This is a genomic window from Glycocaulis sp., assembly GCF_050485565.1.
Taxonomy (GTDB): Bacteria; Pseudomonadota; Alphaproteobacteria; order Caulobacterales; family Maricaulaceae; genus Glycocaulis.
This window is the reverse complement of sequence record NZ_JBJHBQ010000005.1, coordinates 80,524-97,349: the sequence shown is the minus strand read 5'-3', so window position 1 is coordinate 97,349 and position 16,826 is coordinate 80,524. Positions and strand designations below refer to the sequence as shown.

Here is a 16,826-nt window from a genome sequence, read left to right as displayed (position 1 = left end):
CGGAATAGACGCTTTCCTCCCCCGTTTACGGGGGAGGTGTCAGCGTAGCTGACGGAGGGGGGAAGCTTTTCTTTTCAAAATCCGCCCCTCGGCCCTTCGGGCCACTCCCCCCGTAAACGGAGGGAGAAAGGCGACAATACCTACTCCCCCACCCGCTCAATTCCCGCAACCCGCCGGGCGATGCGCGCATGGCCATCCAGCTGGCGGGCGGTTTCATCGGCTGAGGGGTGGGTGTCGGCCAGATCGAGGTCTGTCGTGCCGCCGAGCACGACCGAGCTGCGGCGCGGGAACATGTAGAGTATCCCGCCCTCCCACGCGCTATAGGCGTAATCGAGCTCCGGCTGCGGCAGCAGCATGGTCAGCTGGCCTGCCATGGGCCGTAGCTTGTCATCCCCGAAGAGATCGCGCGCACCCAGCCCCGTGCAGTTGACGATCACCCGCTCGGAGAGGCGTGCCACGTCTGATGGCGTTTCAAAGTGCGCCGTGACGATGCGCCCGCCTGCGTTTTCAAAATCGGCCATCAGGGCGCGCAAATATATGTCCGGATCGATCATCAGCACGTGGTTTTCAATCACGCTTGGATAGCCGAACCAGCGATCGGGGTCGGTATGGCGGATGAGGCCGGGATAGAGATGGTCGAGCGGCTGCGGCTCGCGCGGGCCGTCTGGCGTGCGCAGTGAGAAATCATACTGGCGCAGCCAGTACACGCCGTAGCGCGGATCTTGTGCGTAGTGCTGGAAGGCGCGCTGGCTGACCCGCGCGGCATCCACGAAGCGCGCCACAAAGGCTTCGTCTACGGCGTGGCGGCGATAGAGGCTGGACGGCCCCCAGACCGCGCCTGCGATATTCGAGGTGGTGTGGGGCGGCAGGCTTTGCGCATAGATGGTCACATCCATGCCCCGGCGGCGCAGCAGAAGCGCGGTCGTCAGCCCGATCACCCCGCAGCCCAGCACGGCGACAGAACGCTCGGACGTGGCCTCGAGAAGCGCGCGCTCGGCCTCGGCGGCTGTGCCCCAGCTCATCGTCACGCCCGCGCCGCCATGGCCGTAATGGTGAACAAGCGTCTTGCGCCGGTCAAAGCGCTCGGCACGCACCACATAGCCCGCCTCGCGGAAGGGACGCAGTCCCACCACCTGACGGATGATCCGGCGCGGCGAGATGTCTGCGGGGATGAAGTTTGGCGGCTGGTCCAGCGAGGGCGTGCGTGCGCCTGCACGGCCCGCAGAGACCAGAGGCGCGGCGGCAAGGCCAAGCCCTGCACCAGACAGGAGTTTCAGGGCAGAGCGGCGGTCCATGGGCTGGCCTCACGAGGATGTCGAAGACGCCAAACCTGCCCGCAGAGCGATGAAAAATCTATTCAGCGTTCAGCATTTCCTCGCGGATGCGCACCGCCGTATCAGGAAAGTCGGTGAACACGCCGTCCACGCCCAGCGCGAACAGGGCGCGCAGCTCGTCATCGGTATCGCCGTCGGCGAGCAAGGAAGGCCGGTCATCGCGGTGCGTCCAGGTGTGGACCACCAGACCCAGCGCATGGGCGTGTTCGAGATAGCCGGTGCTGGAGCCGTCAGGGTTCAGCAGCAGGCCCTTATAGGGGCCGATGGCATCGGCAAATTCGGCCACCTGCTCAAGGCTGTAGCCATTCATGTTGCCGCCTTCCTCATCACCATAGTGCAGCATGGCCAGCGGCAGCGGCGTCATCGGGCGCAGGCGTTCGAGAAACGGCGCATCGAAGGACTGGATGATGACCAGCGAGTCTTCGGTGTTGAGCCCGCGCGCTTCCAGCTCCGCGATGAGGATGGGAGCCGGATCAAGCCCCATGGCGGTGTGTTCAGCCGGCAGCTTGATCTCCGGCTCGACCGGGATTTCACACCGGCAGCGCGCCTCCATCCCTTCCACCATGTCGAGGAAGTCGCCAAAGGTCATGACAGGGAAGCGGTCATTATGCTCCTGCGGGCGGTCGGGGAAGACCTGCCGGGCGTTGAGCGATTGCAGCTCCTGCGCGGTGAAGTCCATCACCCACCAGTCTTCATGGCCCATCAGCTCGCGGCGGCGGTCGGCAAACTCGGGCCGGTCGGCGACGTCGGTGGAGGTGGAGAGGTAGGGGTCGTGACGCACGATCAGCACGCCATCGCGCGAGACCATCAGGTCGGGTTCGAGAATGTCCGCGCCCTGCTCATTGGCGAGCTGGAAGGCGGGCAGGGTATGTTCGGGGAAATATCCGCTGGCACCCCGGTGCGCGACGATGGCGGGCAACTCACCCGTCAGGGTGGGGAAGGTGCCGATCTCGCTGGCATCCTCGGCCAGTTGCCCTGAAATCGCGTCAGGCGCGCCCTGGGGCGGGGGCATGTCCCCGGCGGGCGTCTCGTCTGCCGGATTGCAGGCTGCGAGCGCTACGAGCAGGGCAGGCAGGAGAAGACTGGTGCGCAGGAATGACATGAGGGCCCCCAAGGCTGAATCCGCTTCGGCCGGAAGACTAGCCGGTCTGGCGCGCCAGTGGCAGTGACAAATCCATGACGGCGGCGCGGGGTGCAAACACGAAAAACGCCCACCGTTGCCGATGGGCGTTCTTGCATTCCGGCGATGCGGAAACGATTAGTCGCGGCTCTCGATACCGTGGCCCGAGGTGCGCTCGGCGATACGCGCGGACTTACCACGGCGGTCGCGCAGATAGTAGAGCTTGGCGCGGCGCACATGGCCCTTGCGCTTCACTTCGATACTTTCCACCAGCGGGGAGTAGAGCGGGAATACGCGCTCGACACCTTCGCCAAACGAGATCTTGCGTACGGTGAAGCTCTCATTGAGCCCGCCGCCTGAGCGCGCGATGCAGACGCCTTCAAAGCGCTGGACGCGCTCGCGCTCGCCTTCGCGGATGCGCACGCCGACGATCAGCGTGTCACCGGCGGAAAATTCCGGGAGCACTTTCTCGCCAAGAACGCGCGCGGCTTCTTCCTGCTCGAGCTTCTGAATGAGGTTCATCTCGTCTCTCCATCCCGCCGCTGATATCTCTCCCAGAGATCCGGCCGGCGGTCCTTCGTTGCCTGTTCTGCCTGCTCGCGCCGCCAGTGAGCGACCTTTCCATGGTCGCCGCCCAGCAGCACTTCGGGGATCTCCTGCCCCTCCCACACCCGCGGGCGGGTGTATTGGGGATATTCGAGGAGATCACCCTCGAAACTCTCGTCTTCGGTCGAGGCCATCTTGCCCAGCACGCCGGGGATCAGCCGCACGCACGCCTCGATGAGGTATTGCGCGGGTATCTCTCCACCGGCAAGGACGGCATCGCCGACGCTTACCTCTTCCATGCCGCGCGCCTCGATGACCCTCTGGTCGAAGCCTTCAAAGCGCCCGCATACCAAAATCACGCCCGGCCCTTCCGCCCACTCCCGGACCATGGTCTGAGAGAGCGGTTTGCCGCGCGGTGTGAGGCAGATCAGCGGGCGCGCCTTACGCTCCACACTGTCCACCGCCTCCGCAATCACATCCGGGCGCAGCACCATGCCAGGGCCGCCGCCAGCGGGGGTGTCATCAACGGAGGCGTGCTTATGACGGGAAAATGCGCGGATGTCCACCGTCTCTAGCGCCCATTTGCCCTCTTTGAGCGCAGTGCCGATCAGCGACACGCCCAGCGCGCCAGGAAAGGCTTCCGGATAGAGGGTGAGAACGGTGGCGGTGAAGGTCATGGGAGGGGGTGTATGCGCCAGCAGGCGCGATGGGGCAAGGGGGCTAGTTGTAGGAGTGGATGCCTGTCTCGAACACCACGTTCCAGCCATCACCGGCGCGTTCAAGCGTTACCCACGTCCAACCACCCCAATGGGCGGCCATACCTGCTGGCAGTATCCGGCCGTCACGCAGCCGTGCGGCATACCTTGTATGGCGGGACGCCAGTATCAGCGCGTGTTGTCCATCACGGGAAATCGCCGGCCGGGATACGGCGAAGGTATACTGATAACTGGCAGTTCCCGGCGGCAGTGAAGCCGGTTCGGAGAACGCGTCGACAATCGCCACGCCATCGAGCTCGCAGCTTATAGGGCGCATGTCCGCTGCGCTTTCGGCAAACGTCTCGGCTAGGCCCTCAGCCAGCGGCCCTGCGGGCTGCTCAATATTAGGCCGGTAGCGGTCCAGAAACGCCCCGGCCCGGCTTGCCGCAAGCTCCGGGTCCGCCGCCGCTTCGGTCACCCGCCTCTCGCGCTCAGCAAGGATGACGGGCAGGTCTGCCGAGTCCAGCACGGTGTCTGGCGAATGCGGATTGTTCCAGGGATCGAAAGGCGCTGCCTGTAACTCGACGCGGCGCACCACCGCAAGCTCGACGCACTCGTCGGAAGGCTCATCAAACTCGTCGCCGAAACACACCTGCTCTGCGGTCTGCGAGCTGCCTCGCAGATGGTGCGCGATGACGGCGTCGATCACGCTACACGCCAGCTCATCGCCCGGATCGACCGCGAGGAGCTGTAGCCCGGTCAGGAGTGCTGCCCACATGGCGCAGCTACCCGCCGTCGCACAAGTTGGGAAGGACAGACGGATCGGGCGGCGGCGCGGGCTGCTCGAGCCGCCTTCCCGGCATTACTATGACCGTGGCGTGGGCTGACACCTGTTCATCCAGACAGTACCGGACATCGACAGGCGCGAACCGATAGCGTCCGGCAGTTTCGCGCATGGCGCCGGTGAGCAGACGGATGACGAAGGTGCTGTTGTGATTACTGATGCACTGCACGTCAGGCGCGGGGTCAACGCCGTTTGCCGCAGGACGCAGAGCGAGCGCGCACAGCATGTGACGGGCACCATTTTCAACGGCGCGGGGAGGGAAGGCCGGGACGCCTCTGACAAGAACCTGACCGAGCGACGGTCTCCATGCACCGCCCTGCCCGCGCTCCATCAGTAGTGTATCGGCTGTTTCGTAATAGGTCCGATTGCCCCGGTTGGTGACGCGCTGATGCGGCAATGGCAAATCCACCCTGGCAATCGCGGCTTCGGCGGCAGATTGTATGGCGGCGGCATCCGCGTGATCTGCCGGGCACTCAACGGTGAAACCAGTTGGCCCCTGATCGCGGATATCGTCCCCCAGCGCCGTCAGAGCGCAAGTAACAGGCTGGGAAGCGGTCAGAGCGATTGCCAGTATCAGGATCATCGTGGCCGCCTATCCCGCTTCGCAGAGGTTTGGCAGCAAGTCCGGATCGGGAGCGGGAGGCGCTTCCTCCTGCTCGCCGGTGGCCCGGTCCAGCTGGGTGGCGGCAATCTCGAAGCGCCTGTCGTCGCAGTAGGAGGCGTTAACAGGCGCAAAGCGCCAGAGAGGCGCCAGTTGCATCATTGCTGCGGTTTGCTGGCGTACGACCGTATCTATTGCGGGGTTGCTGATACACGCTGTATTCGGCTGCGGATCCGCCCCGTTGGCACCGGGCGTAAATCCGATCGCGCAGAGCATGCTGACCGATCCTCGCGCGGTGGTCCGCCCGGACAGTACAGGCGCTGCCTGCACCAGTGCCTGCGCGGGGGCAGGCTGCCACGAGCCGCCCTCCATCTGCATTCGCATCTGGCGGGCTGCCCGGAGCATGGGCGGTGGATTTCCGCCCTGACGGCGCAGGCGTGGCAATGGCAGATCCATCGCGGCAATCGCGGCTTCGGCGGCAGACTGGATGGCGGCCGCATCTTCGTGATCTGCCGGGCAGGCCACAGTGAAGCCGGTGGGTCCGTGTTGCGGGATGTCATGGCCTTGCGGGGTGAGGTCGCACACCACCGATTCGGATATCAGCGCCAAGGCACTTGCCAGTATCAGGATCATTGCGCAGCCCCCTTGCAACTTGCGGGGGAAGGTTAAGCGGGCAAAAGTCAGAGGCGCAAGCGCAAAGCGGGCGTGCTGCTAGTTCTCCACCCCCTCATCGCCCGCATCGATTGTCTCGGGCGGGTTGATGACGAGGCGGGAATTGGCGAGTTCCACCACCGGCACCGCCTCGCGGGTGAAGGGGATGAAGAGCGCGCCTTCGAGGGTGGTGAGCTCGAGTATCTCGCCGGCACCGAAATCATGCACGGCCTTCACCTGGCCAGCGGGAGAGCCGTCCAGATGCTCGGCCGAGAGGCCGATCAGGTCGGTATAGTAGAACTCGTCCTCGTCCGGTTCTGGCAGGGCGGAGCGGGGCACATGAAGGAGCGTGCCCTTCATCGCCATGATCTGCTCGCGGGTGATGGGCTCTTTAAACGAGACGATCACCGCTTCACCACCCGATGAGCGGGCCGATTTCGGCGTGAGGATCGCCTTGCCGTCCTTGTCGAGGAACGGGCCGTAAGAGGCGACATTGGCCGCATCGCCAAAGGCGCGCAGCTTCGCCTCGCCCCTCACCCCATGGGCGCCCACAATGGCGGCAATGACGATGAGGGGGGTGGTCATGGGATCATCATCTCATCTCGTCATTCCGGAAGCCCTTCGGATGAAGGGCTGTCCGGAATCCAGTCGATCTGCTTGTGCCGGCAGATGCCAGCAGCTGCTGGATTCCCGCCTGCGCGGGAATGACGACGTTGAGGCTGATTAAGCCTTTTCTTCTTCAGCCGGGGCTTCCTCGGCAGCGGCCTCTTCGGCCGGGGCCTCGGCGGCAGCTTCTTCAGCGGCCGGCTCTTCGGCAGGAGCCTCTTCAGCAGCCGGAGCGGCCTTGGCTTCGGCTTCAGCGGCCTTGCGGGCTTCTTCCTTCTCGGCGCGCTCGGCGGCACGCTCCTTGGCGGCCTGGCCCGGCTCGGCCTTCTTCGGGTTATTGCCCGCTTTCCACTCATAGAGGCCTTCAGCGGCGAGGAAGCGCGCGACGCGGTCGGTCGGCTTGGCGCCTTTCTTGATCCAGGCGGCGGCTTTCTCGGCGTCGAAGGTCACGCGCTCGGCGTGGTCTTTGGGCAGCATCGGGTTGTAGGAGCCGATACGCTCGATGAAGCGGCCATCGCGCGGATCGCGGCTGTCAGCCACGACGATGCGATAGTAGGGGCGTTTCTTGGCACCCGCGCGGGCGAGACGGATTTTCACGGCCATGTTCGTAGTCCTTTTGGTGTTGAAACGATTATTTCTTCTTCGGGAAGCCGGGCGGCAGGCCATCAGGCCCCAAAGGTGCGCCAGTGCCCGGCAGGCCCGGCAAACCACTTAATCCCGCAGGGGATTTTCCTTTCAGGAGGTCATCGGCAGCCGGTCCGAGACCGCCGCCGCCCAGACCGCCCATGCCAGCACCCATTCCGGGGGGCATGCGCCCGCCCGGCATGCCGGGAAGGCCCTTGCCCTTGCCGGCGCGCTTCATCATGTCGGCCATCTGGATATGCATTTTCAAAAGCCGGTTCACCTCCGGCACGCCGACGCCAGCGCCCGCAGCAATGCGCTTTTTCCGGCTGGCTTTGAGCAGGTCCGGCTTGGCGCGTTCCTGCGGCGTCATGGAGAGGATGATGGCTTCCTGGCGTTTGAGCGCCTTGTCATCAAACCCGCTGGCGGCGGCCTGCGCCTTCATCTGCTTGTTCATGCCGGGCAGGAGACCCATAATGCCGCCAAGCCCGCCCATTTTCTGCAGCTGGACCAATTGGTCACGCAGATCATTGAGGTCGAACTTGCCCTTGGCCATCTTTTTGGCGAGGGCTTCGGCCTTGTCATGGTCAATCTCGGCTGCGGCCTTTTCCACCAGCGAGACGATGTCGCCGCGCCCGAGGATACGGCCCGCAAGCCGCTTGGCGTCAAACGCATCAAGGCCATCGATCTTTTCTGACGTGCCGAGGAATTTGATCGGCAGGCCGGTGACCCAGCGCATGGAGAGGGCCGCGCCGCCGCGCCCGTCACCATCCATGCGGGTGAGGACAAGACCGGTCAGTTTCAGCCGCTCATTGAAGCGCCGCGCGGTCTCCACCGCGTCCTGACCGGTCAGCGCATCGGCGACCAGCAGGATCTCGCGCGGCCGGGTTTCGGAGGCGATTTTCGCCGCCTCGCCCATCATTTCCTCGTCCAGCGTGGTGCGCCCTGCGGTATCGAGGATGACGACGTCAAAGCCCTGCAGGCGGGCCGCGCTCATGGCCCGGCGCGCAATCTCGACGGCTGTCTGGCCCGCGACGATGGGCAGGCTCGGCACACCGGCCTTTTCGGCCATCTGGGCCAGCTGCTCCATGGCAGCCGGGCGGCGCGTGTCCAGAGAGGCGACGAGCACCTTTTTCTTCTCGCGCTCGGCAATGCGCTTGGCGATCTTGGCGGTGGTGGTGGTTTTACCGGAACCCTGCAGGCCCGCCATCAGGATGGCAACCGGCGGCTCGCCTTCGAGCTGCAGGCGTTCAGGCTCGCCCTCACCGCCGAGCAACTCCACAAGCCCGTCATGGACGATCTTGATGACCTGCTGGCCCGGAGCGACCGAGCGGATGACAGCTTCGCCAACCGCCTTCTCGCGCACCTTGGAGACGAAATCCTTCACCGCAGGCAGGGCGACATCGGCTTCCAGCAGGGCCACGCGGATTTCGCGCAGTGCCGCGTCCACGTCCTTTTCAGACAGCGCGCCCCGGCCGGTGATCCGGTCGAATACGCCTGACAGTCTTTCGCTCAGCGCGTCGAACATGTGCTGCCTAAACCCTTGGTCTGCATACCGCGCAAACGCAAAACCACCCCGCCGGGCGAGCCTTCGCCGGGCAGGGCACCTTCCCAGCCTCCGGGAGTTGTTCCGCCCCGTCGATGCGGGATGCGGCTCCGTGTGCTGGCAAGGCAAGCGGTTAGTGCGCTTGCTTATGAGCGCGTGGCATTACGCGCGGAGAGGCTGAGAGTCAAGGAAAGAGGGGCTACCCCGCCAGACGATCCAGTATCCGCGCCCAGGAGCGTATGCCCTTGCGGAAGCTTTCCAGCTCATACTTCTCGTTCGGGCTGTGGATATTGTCGTCCTCAAGGCCGAAGCCGGCGAGGATGGTATCCATCCCCAGATGCCGCTTGAAATCGCCCACAATGGGGATGGAGCCGCCGCAGCCCATCAGGGCGGGCTCGGTCTGCCATTCATCGCGCAGCGCCTCCACGCATGCCTGCAGGGCCGGATTGGTGACGTCCACCGAGAGGGCTGGCGCGCCGGTATCGCGGCGCAGGAACACGGCTTCGCAGTCTGCGGGCAGGCGGCTGGTCACATGGGCTTCAAACGCCTTCCAGACCTTGTCCGGGTCCTGCCCCGGCACCAGGCGGAAGGAGATTTTCGCGCTGGCCTGCGCCGGGATCACGGTCTTGAAGCCCTCGCCGGTATAGCCGCCAATAATGCCGTTGATTTCAGCCGTAGGCCGCGTCCAGATCTGCTCCAGCACCATGCGGCCCTGTTCGCCTGCAGGTACGGAGAGGCCGATATCGCCAAGGAAGCGCTCCTCAGAGAAATTCAGGTCTTTCCATTGTGCCAGCACGCTCGCAGGCACGTCTTCCACGCCGTCATAGAAGCCGGAAAGCGTCACCCGGCCCGTCTCGTCATGGAGGCCCCCAAGAATCTGGGTGAGCAGAGTGATCGGGTTACGCGCCGCGCCGCCATAGAGCCCGGAATGCAAATCGCGGCTCGCCGCTTTCAGGGTCACTTCGCCTGCCGTCATGCCGCGAAGGCTCGCCGTGATGGCGGGCGTCTTGCGGTCCCACATATTGGTGTCGCAGACGAGCGCGAAATCGGCCCTGATCTCCTGTCCGTGCTCGGTCAGCCAGGCCTCAAGGCTCGGGGAGCCGCTTTCCTCCTCGCCCTCAAAGAAGATCGTCACCTTGCAGGGCAGGGTGCCCGTCTCTTCCTTCCAGGCGCGGCAGGCCTCTATGAAGGTGCGCAGCTGGCCCTTGTCATCGGCTGCGCCGCGCGCGCGGATGTACTGGCTGCCATCGGCTCTGGTCTTGATCTCCGGCTCGAACGGGTCGGCCTCCCAGAGGTTCAAGGGATCAACCGGCTGCACATCGTAATGGCCGTAGAACAGCACGTGGGGCGCGTCGGCTGTGGCCCCCTCATGGTGGGCCACGACAAAGGGATGGCCAATCGCCGGCGCGACGCGGGCGTCAAAGCCGAGGGTGCTCAGTTCATCGGCGAGGCTCTGCGCGGCCTTGAGGCACTCTGCCTTGTAGGCCGGATCGGTGGAGATGGACTTGATGCGAAGGAGCTGGTCATAGCGCCCCAGCGCCGCCTCAAACCCCGCCTCCTGACGGGCCAGAACCGCGTCCAGCGTGCTGGATGATTTTGTGTGTCTGTCCATGGCGGTCTCTCCGGTGGCGTAAGGGGTAAAGAGTATGGGGCCTTATCTACGCCTGAGGGGAGGGGGGAGCAAGGATGGGGGGCTAGCGCGTTATGGTCGATAGTTCCGAAGTGCGTCCTGATCGAGGCTGGAAGCAGGAACCAGCCGGTAGTGCCGTTCATCGACCACTTTGATCTCATCCCCAGCTAGCGTCAGTTCAAAAAGAGCAACAATCCCGTCCAACATGAATTGCGCAGCAATTGCGCGGCAGCGGAGCCCGGGAAATTTTTCTTCTACAAATCGGACATCTTGGGTGGTTTGAACGACGCCAATCTGGTCTTTGCCACTTTTAGCCTGAACCGGAATAACGTAGTGGCAGCCTCGTTTATCGAGCCCGATGTACAGCTCGTCTATTTCTATCTGACCAATGTCTTTAACGGTCGTGCGCAGGTGATTTTGCAGACTGTACGTGGTCAGCCCCAAGAAAATGTCTATTAGGCGATTGTATCTAACAATCGCGAGAAGAGCCTGCTCATCGTCGAGCGCATACGCTCGAATCATCTCTGGTGTGGCGTCGGGGATATCAATTTTGATCAGTTCAGGTCTTGGTACGATGCGCGTCTCTTTTACCAATCGGAATCGGTAACGGCTTCGACCGGCGCCTTCAATGATCCACTCTTGCCCGCTGGGCTGAGTAGCCAAGATCGTTCGTGGCAGATTTCGGCGATAGCGGAACGAGTACGGCACATCGCCGATGTTCTTAACGGACTTGAAGCCTAGGGCACCTGCCGCTTCTTCAAGTTCCTCCCGTGCGAACTCAAAATCCAAAACACCTTTTACGTAGTGTCTGAAAAATATCTGCTCGATGAGCTGCTCGTACCTATTCGATTTACGCTTAGCCATTCGCAGCTCTCTGTAAGTCGAAGCGTTCTCTCTCTATATCTACCTGCTTCCGCTTCTTCGCGCCACTGCTGGTAGTCCTTCGATTAGAAGGCGCTTTGACGCCAAAGTACGCTGCTGCTTCGCTAATGCTCATCCTGAGCAGCGCTTCGTCGCCTAGATGCAGAGCGTCTACCGGAGCCTGAACCTCAAACCCCAAAGCGAAACGGACCCGTTCTGCAACTGCATAAGCAAGGGGTGGAGGGACTGCATTCCCTATCTGCCGGGCGCCGTGCCACTTAGTCACGTTAAACCTGAACCAATCAGGAAACCCATGAAGACGGGCCATTTCACGGACGGTAATGCATCGGGGATGTTCGTAATGGATCGGCCTCGGGCTGGTAAAGGCACCTCGTGCCCCATCAGTTCCGGCTCTCAGGGTGTTTGAAACGCCAGTGCGGGCTAGCTTGAAGAACCGACTTATCGGTTCAACGGTGCCTTCAGCGGTTTCCAGAAATCGCCGCCGCGAAATCTCCGTGTGCGAGGTTCGTGCGCTGGATGTCATCACGGCTTGATCCCATATTCGACGTCGGCCGAGACGCCAGGAATCGTTCGAAAGGCACCGCATGTGCGCCGCGTATTCGCTAGGATCATCGCGCATAGGCACGCGAACCGCATCGTCTGAGACCAACTCGGCGAGTTCGTCGGCGTTAGGCAGATCGTTCAAGGCGTCGTAAGATGTTGGCCCGAAGCCAAGATCGGGGAAGGTCTTTCTTTTTCCGGCGATATTTGTGACTGGAGCCGGGTATTCTGGAAGCACTTCTCCTTTTTTTACACCGATCAAAATAAGTCGCTCTCGGCTCTGCGGCGTGCCGTAGTGCGCCGCATTCAGAACCTTCCATGGCGTAACGACGCAATAGCCAGCAGCTTCGAACTCGGCCACAACTTCGGAGAGGAAACCTTTGTGTTTTCCGACTGTTAGCCCTTTTACATTCTCGAATACAAAGCTCCGAGCATCGAGTTCTGCTACAATCCGCACGAAATCCTTCACTAAGCGGTTTCGTGGATCATCGACTGCCCGATGGCCGATTAGAGAAAATCCCTGACATGGGGCGCCGCCGAATACGCAATCAACTCGGCTGCTGCCTATCCCGGCTGCCGCCCGAATATGAGCGCCGGAGATATTTTGCACTGAATGAGGAATGATTGCCGTTTCAGGGAAATTGAATTTGTGAGCCGCGCAATGAACGGGGTCGATCTCAACGGCGGCAGCAATATCAAACCCTGCTTGTTCAAAGCCTAGGCTCAAGCCGCCCACGCCAGCAAAAAGATCGATGCCGATGGGTCTGCGGTTTGTCACGTGCCTTCTCCCAAAGTTCGGGCTTGGACGTTAATGAGCCGAGTCGCTCTGATTGATCGAGTTATTTGCGCCATCAGCCAAGCTGTTCAGCTGTGATGCGCAGCTAATCCTCAACGCCCCGGCCATGCTTGGTTGACTTCAAAATGATTACCAATGCGAGCATGGTTGATGAAATCGCCTTCTAGTGCCCTTGACCGGCTGGGTCAAGGAAATGTTCTTGTATTGTTCTAAAAGTTCCACCTTCCCATTTCTCCCCTCATCCCCTACCTCTAGCGCCTGATCCGCCCGCCAAAGCTGAAAGCGCTATCCCATGCTGAAAATTGCCTTCCAGATGGACCCGATCACGGGCGTCAATGTGAATGCGGATTCCACCTTCGATATTGCGCTGGAGGCGTATTCCCGCGGCCATGAGATCTGGGTCTATGAGCCCAAGGACATGGCCATGGAGGATGGCAAGGTGCGCGCGCGGGCGCGCAAGGTGCGCGAGCTGAAGCGCGTGCAGGGCGAGCATGTGGCGCTCGATGAGGCGGTGGTTCTGGACCTTGCGGGCGTCGACGTGATCTTCCTGCGCCAGGACCCGCCCTTTGACATGGCCTATATCACGAGCACCCACATGCTGGAGGCGCTGCAGCCCGGCGTGCTGGTGGTCAATGACCCGGCAGAGGTGCGCAACGCCCCTGAAAAGCTGTTCGTCACGCGCTTTGAGGGGCTGATGCCGCCCACCCTCATCTCGTCTTCGCTCGCCGATATTCGCGCCTTCTTCGAGGCGCACGGGCGCGACATCGTGGTCAAGCCCCTGTTCGGCAATGGCGGGGCGGGCGTGTTCCGCATCCGCGATTCTGCCGAGAACCTCGCCTCCCTGCTGGAACTCTTTGCGCAGGTGAGCCGCGAGCCGCTGATGGCGCAAGCCTTCGTTCCCGATGTGAGGAATGGCGACAAGCGCGTGATCCTCGTGGATGGCGAGCCTGCGGGCGCGATCAACCGCGTACCCGCCGAGGGCGAGGTGCGCGCCAACATGCATGTCGGCGGCAAGGCGGTGAAATCCGATCTGACGGCGCGCGATCATGAAATCTGCCGGATCATCGGCCCGGAACTCAAAGCGCGCGGCCTCGTCTTTGTCGGGATCGATGTGATCGGGGATTATCTGACCGAGATCAATGTCACCTCGCCCACCGGCGTGCAGGAGCTGCGCCGCTTCTCCGGCATCGATGTCAGCAAGATGCTGATCGACTGGGTGGAGGCAAAGCGGGGCGGCGCGGACCAGTGATCGATCCGCTGCACCTGAAAATGCAATGGGCGCTCTCCTATCCGTTCACGCGGCCGGAGGGTAATTTCCTGTTCGTCGATGGCCGCACGCTCGATATCCGCTCGACCAAAGGCCCGATCAGCGGCTGGCAGGTTGTTGATGGCGGCCATACCCGCTCCCTCGCAGACGTGGTGGGGGCGGAGCGGGCGGCGCGGCTGGATGAGGGCGCGTATCATCCGGTGGTGGCGGTGGGCTCCAACGCCGCGCCGGTGCAGCTTCAAAGGAAGTTCGCGAGATACATCGATGACGTGGTGATCCCTGTCATTGCGGTCCGCCTGCCCGGCCATGTCATCTGCTGGGCCAACCGCATCGCGGTCTATGGCTCGGTGCCGGCCACCCTCGCCGAGGAGCCGGGTGCCAGCGTCTCGGCCTGGGCGACGCTGCTCAGCCCCCGCGATTACGCGCTGATGAACGCCACCGAGGATCTGGGCGTCGTTTATGAGGCCGTGCCGGTGGCCGTGGAAGGCGCGCCGGAGGCAGTCCACGGATCGTTCGAGGCTTATCGCTGCCTCACCGGGCATTTCAATGTGCGCGTCAGTGCGTTTGCCGCAACGAACTCGAATATGCCGCAGGGCAATCAGTGGACCGCGCAGGAGCTGGCCATCTCCCGCCTCGGCCTCGAAACGCCGGTCGACCGGTTTGTGGCCGAGACGGTCAGTGATGCGGCGCTCGCGGCGCAGCGGGATCGGGATTTGAGTGGGGGGTAAGTGTTTTCCCTCGTCCTTCGAGACACTCGCTTCGCTCGCCCTCAGGATGAGGGAAAACCCCTAAAGCCCTCATGCTGAGGAGCACGCAGTGCGTCTCGAAGCACGAGGGCTTTGGTATCACCCCACCAGAAAGGGCCGGCCGCAGCGCACATCGCGCAGGTAAAGCTCTGACTCGGCGATTGTGAGGCCGAGATCAGTCAGCAGCGTATCGACCACGCCGAGCGAGCTGTTGAGCGCGCCCGATAGCGGCAGGCCGAGGCCCAGCAGGTTCACCTGTGCGCCCAGGCCCGAACGGATGATTTCGGGCCGTCCGCTCTCCACATGCTCGCGCGTCAGCACCGCCTCCACCTCACGCCCGGAGGAGAGATCAACTCTCAGAAGCGAGCCCAAGAGGCCGAGCGCGCCGCTGATGCGCGCCTTGGCGGGTGAGGTGGTGACAGCAAAGCGCGCCTCTGCCCGTCCGTCGGGATGGCAGGTGAGCGAGACAAGGCGCGCGCTGGCGGTGGCGTCCTCTATCTGGACGGTGAGGCGGCCAAGCCCTGCGCCGACACTGACATCAAGGCCAAGCTGGCGGGTATGGGCCTGCGCCCCCTCCAGCCCCGCGCCATAGACAGAGGCGGATTGCGGCGGCTGGCCGATGCCCAGATCGATGCTGGCCAGCGGGGCGTTGATCGTAACACCCACCTGCCGCCCGCCCTGCGCAGCTAGCGCACTGGCCATCACCAGATCAGCCAGGCCGATATCGGCGCCGCCGGCGAGGCCAGCGCGGGTCATACCGGGATCAAGGTTGAGGATATCGCCAATGCGCACTTGCCGGGCCGCATGGGAGGACTGGCGGGCAAGCACGTCCAGAATGGCGGGCGCGTCAGAGCCCATGGTCTGCACAGCCGCCGTGAGGGCGTCGCCCAGCCTGACCTGGCTATCGAGCAGGGTTTCATAGCTCGCCGCCATCAGGCCGGTCTCCAGCCTGAGCGCGTCCAGAAAGCCCGGAACCGAGATGCGCGCATCGGCGAGCGCCCGGTAATCCATCACCGTGATGGCACCTGAATAGCCCGTCAGCGCGGCCAGCACCGCGCCGGAATACCCGCCCTCCAGGCGGACAAGGCGCGAGGCGATGGCAAAGCTGACCATGTCCTGCCGGGCGGCGGTGGCTTCAGCGCGGGCGCGCCATGGGCGGTCACTGGAGCGCATGCGCGAAGTGTTGGCCGAGCGCAGTTCCACATGGGCGGCGTTATAGGGCGCGATACCGGCGCGGAAGCGGTCGGCGGGCGCGCGCTCCGGGTCGCTCTGGTAAAGGCCCGGCTCTACCAGAATATCGAAATTGCCCGGATCGAACCCCTGATCGGACAGGACCGCGCGGGCGCGGGTGAGCGAATAGTCAGAATCCCTCACCGCGATCAGGGCAATGAGGTCGGCCGTCGCCTGCAGCTCGCGCTTGTGCAGATGGTCAAAAACCTGAGTGAGGGTCAGCGCCAGCAACAGCGCGCCTGCGGCAATGCCGCTGGCCATGAGCGGGGCTGCCGCGCCGGATGTGTCTTTCAGGAAGCGCATCATCATGCCAGCCCCCCGTCACGGATGATCTGGCGATAGGTCACCTGATCGGTGGGCAGGGGCAAAAGGCCCCGGAACACATAGGCCGGATGCGCGCTGGCATCATAGCGCACCACGATCTCGGTGAAGCCCGCGCGCGGTATTTCCACCGCCACGCTGGCGCGGTCGGGATCAAGCAGGAAATAGCGCGGCAGGGTGTCGGCGACATGGCGCTCGACGATTGCCACGCGTTCATCCGCCGAGAGGCCCGCGATGGATGAGCGCGCGGCTTCAGCGGTCAATTGCTGCAGGCTGATATGAGTGGAAAACAAAAGCCCGTAGGCGATGGTGCCTGCCAGCAGCAGGATCATCAGCGGGGCCAGAAGCGCAAACTCCACCGCCGAGACGGCGCGGGTATCGCGCAGGAATGTGCCGCCCTTCGAGGCAGCCACAAGCAGGATTCGCATCACGCACCTCCTTATTGCAGGGGCATCACAATGCAACCTGCAGACGTAGGGATACGCGAAACGGATTAATGCAACTTATACGAGAGTGGTTAATCTGCCCGGGTAGGGTTCAGGCGCGTAGCAAGCGCGCCCAGCCGCCAGACGATCCACGCGGCAGCCCAGACATTGCCCAGCACTGGCAGGGGCAGGATGAAGGCCAGGGCGACCAGCTTGTTGCGTTCAAACAGCCAGATGATGACGGCCAGAAAGACAAAGCCGAGATACAGATCGATGAGGGCCACTACGCCCCACGGATCGGCGATCATATCGGAAAAGCTGGCGCCGATACTGGCGCTCTGCGAGGCCCATAAAATGCTGGCCAGCAGGGCAATGCCGCCCAAGGCCAGAAAAACGCGAAGCAGGGTCATGGCTGGCTCCGTTAC

18 protein-coding genes are annotated in these 16,826 nt (G+C 63.2%); 2 read left to right on the top strand and 16 right to left on the bottom strand.

All coding sequences use genetic code 11. The annotated features are described in order from the left end of the window. Nucleotides 1-140: 140 nt before the first annotated feature. The 13 genes from ACQ5ID_RS07200 to ACQ5ID_RS07140 form a co-directional block, all read right to left on the bottom strand. Nucleotides 141-1,295, bottom strand: a complete 1,155-nt coding sequence (locus tag ACQ5ID_RS07200) for an FAD-dependent oxidoreductase (protein WP_429911775.1) — start codon at nucleotides 1,293-1,295, stop codon at nucleotides 141-143. Between the two features lie 58 nt (nucleotides 1,296-1,353). Next, on the bottom strand, nucleotides 1,354-2,436 hold the full coding sequence (locus ACQ5ID_RS07195; RefSeq protein WP_429911774.1) for a glycerophosphodiester phosphodiesterase family protein: 1,083 nt from the start codon (nucleotides 2,434-2,436) through the stop codon (nucleotides 1,354-1,356). 156 nt (nucleotides 2,437-2,592) lie between these two features. Continuing rightward, the gene (gene rplS / locus ACQ5ID_RS07190; RefSeq protein ID WP_188450651.1) at nucleotides 2,593-2,976 is read right to left on the bottom strand and encodes a 50S ribosomal protein L19; all 384 of its coding nucleotides are present in this window, start codon (nucleotides 2,974-2,976) and stop codon (nucleotides 2,593-2,595) included. Then, nucleotides 2,973-3,677 carry a tRNA (guanosine(37)-N1)-methyltransferase TrmD gene (gene trmD, locus ACQ5ID_RS07185; RefSeq protein WP_429911773.1) on the bottom strand — a complete coding sequence of 235 codons (705 nt, stop codon included), beginning with the start codon at nucleotides 3,675-3,677 and terminating at the stop codon, nucleotides 2,973-2,975. The genes rplS and trmD overlap by 4 nt, the downstream gene beginning before the upstream one ends. 43 nt (nucleotides 3,678-3,720) lie before the next feature. After that, nucleotides 3,721-4,473: a hypothetical protein gene (locus ACQ5ID_RS07180; RefSeq protein WP_429911772.1), complete on the bottom strand. Its 753-nt coding sequence runs from the start codon at nucleotides 4,471-4,473 to the stop codon at nucleotides 3,721-3,723. Between the two features lie 7 nt (nucleotides 4,474-4,480). After that, nucleotides 4,481-5,122 carry a hypothetical protein gene (locus tag ACQ5ID_RS07175; RefSeq protein ID WP_429911771.1) on the bottom strand — a complete coding sequence of 214 codons (642 nt, stop codon included), beginning with the start codon at nucleotides 5,120-5,122 and terminating at the stop codon, nucleotides 4,481-4,483. A 9-nt stretch (nucleotides 5,123-5,131) separates the two neighbouring features. Continuing rightward, nucleotides 5,132-5,773 carry a hypothetical protein gene (locus ACQ5ID_RS07170; RefSeq protein WP_429911770.1) on the bottom strand — a complete coding sequence of 214 codons (642 nt, stop codon included), beginning with the start codon at nucleotides 5,771-5,773 and terminating at the stop codon, nucleotides 5,132-5,134. A gap of 78 nt (nucleotides 5,774-5,851) precedes the next feature. Then, the gene (gene rimM / locus ACQ5ID_RS07165; protein ID WP_429911769.1) at nucleotides 5,852-6,376 is read right to left on the bottom strand and encodes a ribosome maturation factor RimM; all 525 of its coding nucleotides are present in this window, start codon (nucleotides 6,374-6,376) and stop codon (nucleotides 5,852-5,854) included. A 138-nt stretch (nucleotides 6,377-6,514) separates the two neighbouring features. Further along, nucleotides 6,515-7,000, bottom strand: a complete 486-nt coding sequence (gene rpsP, locus ACQ5ID_RS07160) for a 30S ribosomal protein S16 (protein ID WP_429911768.1) — start codon at nucleotides 6,998-7,000, stop codon at nucleotides 6,515-6,517. Nucleotides 7,001-7,028: 28 nt separating this feature from the next. Further along, nucleotides 7,029-8,546 (bottom strand): signal recognition particle protein, encoded by a 1,518-nt coding sequence (ffh, locus tag ACQ5ID_RS07155; RefSeq protein ID WP_429911767.1) that lies wholly within the window; start codon nucleotides 8,544-8,546, stop codon nucleotides 7,029-7,031. A 217-nt stretch (nucleotides 8,547-8,763) separates the two neighbouring features. Beyond that, a complete protein-coding gene (locus ACQ5ID_RS07150; protein WP_429911766.1) occupies nucleotides 8,764-10,176 on the bottom strand; it encodes a M20/M25/M40 family metallo-hydrolase in 1,413 nt (470 codons plus the stop codon). A 90-nt stretch (nucleotides 10,177-10,266) separates the two neighbouring features. Continuing rightward, nucleotides 10,267-11,058 (bottom strand): endonuclease, encoded by a 792-nt coding sequence (locus tag ACQ5ID_RS07145; protein ID WP_429911765.1) that lies wholly within the window; start codon nucleotides 11,056-11,058, stop codon nucleotides 10,267-10,269. Continuing rightward, nucleotides 11,051-12,394, bottom strand: coding sequence for a DNA cytosine methyltransferase (locus ACQ5ID_RS07140; RefSeq protein WP_429911764.1), 1,344 nt, complete (start codon nucleotides 12,392-12,394; stop codon nucleotides 11,051-11,053). Before ACQ5ID_RS07140 ends, ACQ5ID_RS07145 begins: the two co-directional genes overlap by 8 nt. Before the next feature lie 310 nt (nucleotides 12,395-12,704). Between ACQ5ID_RS07140 and gshB the strand changes: the two genes are divergently transcribed. Beyond that, nucleotides 12,705-13,661, top strand: a complete 957-nt coding sequence (gene gshB / locus ACQ5ID_RS07135) for a glutathione synthase (protein WP_429911763.1) — start codon at nucleotides 12,705-12,707, stop codon at nucleotides 13,659-13,661. Continuing rightward, nucleotides 13,658-14,407: a hypothetical protein gene (locus tag ACQ5ID_RS07130; RefSeq protein WP_429911762.1), complete on the top strand. Its 750-nt coding sequence runs from the start codon at nucleotides 13,658-13,660 to the stop codon at nucleotides 14,405-14,407. Before gshB ends, ACQ5ID_RS07130 begins: the two co-directional genes overlap by 4 nt. Nucleotides 14,408-14,524: 117 nt before the next feature. On the opposite strand, the gene ACQ5ID_RS07125 is transcribed toward ACQ5ID_RS07130, so the two are convergent. The 3 genes from ACQ5ID_RS07125 to ACQ5ID_RS07115 all read right to left on the bottom strand — a co-directional run bounded on the left by ACQ5ID_RS07125 (nucleotide 14,525) and on the right by ACQ5ID_RS07115 (nucleotide 16,811). Beyond that, nucleotides 14,525-15,964, bottom strand: a complete 1,440-nt coding sequence (locus ACQ5ID_RS07125; protein WP_429911761.1) for a hypothetical protein — start codon at nucleotides 15,962-15,964, stop codon at nucleotides 14,525-14,527. Further along, nucleotides 15,961-16,404, bottom strand: a complete 444-nt coding sequence (locus tag ACQ5ID_RS07120; protein ID WP_429911760.1) for a TadE/TadG family type IV pilus assembly protein — start codon at nucleotides 16,402-16,404, stop codon at nucleotides 15,961-15,963. The genes ACQ5ID_RS07125 and ACQ5ID_RS07120 overlap by 4 nt, the downstream gene beginning before the upstream one ends. An 89-nt stretch (nucleotides 16,405-16,493) precedes the next feature. Next, nucleotides 16,494-16,811, bottom strand: coding sequence for a hypothetical protein (locus ACQ5ID_RS07115; RefSeq protein WP_429911759.1), 318 nt, complete (start codon nucleotides 16,809-16,811; stop codon nucleotides 16,494-16,496). Nucleotides 16,812-16,826 lie beyond the last annotated feature (15 nt).

Coding starts and splice junctions, on each gene's coding strand:
- gshB (WP_429911763.1), top strand. CDS start 12,705: ATGCTGAAAATTGCCTTCCAGATGGACCCGATCACGGGCGTCAATGTG.
- trmD (WP_429911773.1), bottom strand. CDS start 3,677: ATGACCTTCACCGCCACCGTTCTCACCCTCTATCCGGAAGCCTTTCCT.
- rimM (WP_429911769.1), bottom strand. CDS start 6,376: ATGACCACCCCCCTCATCGTCATTGCCGCCATTGTGGGCGCCCATGGG.
- ACQ5ID_RS07150 (WP_429911766.1), bottom strand. CDS start 10,176: ATGGACAGACACACAAAATCATCCAGCACGCTGGACGCGGTTCTGGCC.
- ACQ5ID_RS07115 (WP_429911759.1), bottom strand. CDS start 16,811: ATGACCCTGCTTCGCGTTTTTCTGGCCTTGGGCGGCATTGCCCTGCTG.
- ACQ5ID_RS07120 (WP_429911760.1), bottom strand. CDS start 16,404: ATGCGAATCCTGCTTGTGGCTGCCTCGAAGGGCGGCACATTCCTGCGC.
- ffh (WP_429911767.1), bottom strand. CDS start 8,546: ATGTTCGACGCGCTGAGCGAAAGACTGTCAGGCGTATTCGACCGGATC.
- ACQ5ID_RS07145 (WP_429911765.1), bottom strand. CDS start 11,058: ATGGCTAAGCGTAAATCGAATAGGTACGAGCAGCTCATCGAGCAGATA.
- rpsP (WP_429911768.1), bottom strand. CDS start 7,000: ATGGCCGTGAAAATCCGTCTCGCCCGCGCGGGTGCCAAGAAACGCCCC.
- ACQ5ID_RS07175 (WP_429911771.1), bottom strand. CDS start 5,122: ATGATCCTGATACTGGCAATCGCTCTGACCGCTTCCCAGCCTGTTACT.
- ACQ5ID_RS07200 (WP_429911775.1), bottom strand. CDS start 1,295: ATGGACCGCCGCTCTGCCCTGAAACTCCTGTCTGGTGCAGGGCTTGGC.
- ACQ5ID_RS07180 (WP_429911772.1), bottom strand. CDS start 4,473: ATGTGGGCAGCACTCCTGACCGGGCTACAGCTCCTCGCGGTCGATCCG.
- rplS (WP_188450651.1), bottom strand. CDS start 2,976: ATGAACCTCATTCAGAAGCTCGAGCAGGAAGAAGCCGCGCGCGTTCTT.
- ACQ5ID_RS07125 (WP_429911761.1), bottom strand. CDS start 15,964: ATGATGATGCGCTTCCTGAAAGACACATCCGGCGCGGCAGCCCCGCTC.
- ACQ5ID_RS07170 (WP_429911770.1), bottom strand. CDS start 5,773: ATGATCCTGATACTGGCAAGTGCCTTGGCGCTGATATCCGAATCGGTG.
- ACQ5ID_RS07195 (WP_429911774.1), bottom strand. CDS start 2,436: ATGTCATTCCTGCGCACCAGTCTTCTCCTGCCTGCCCTGCTCGTAGCG.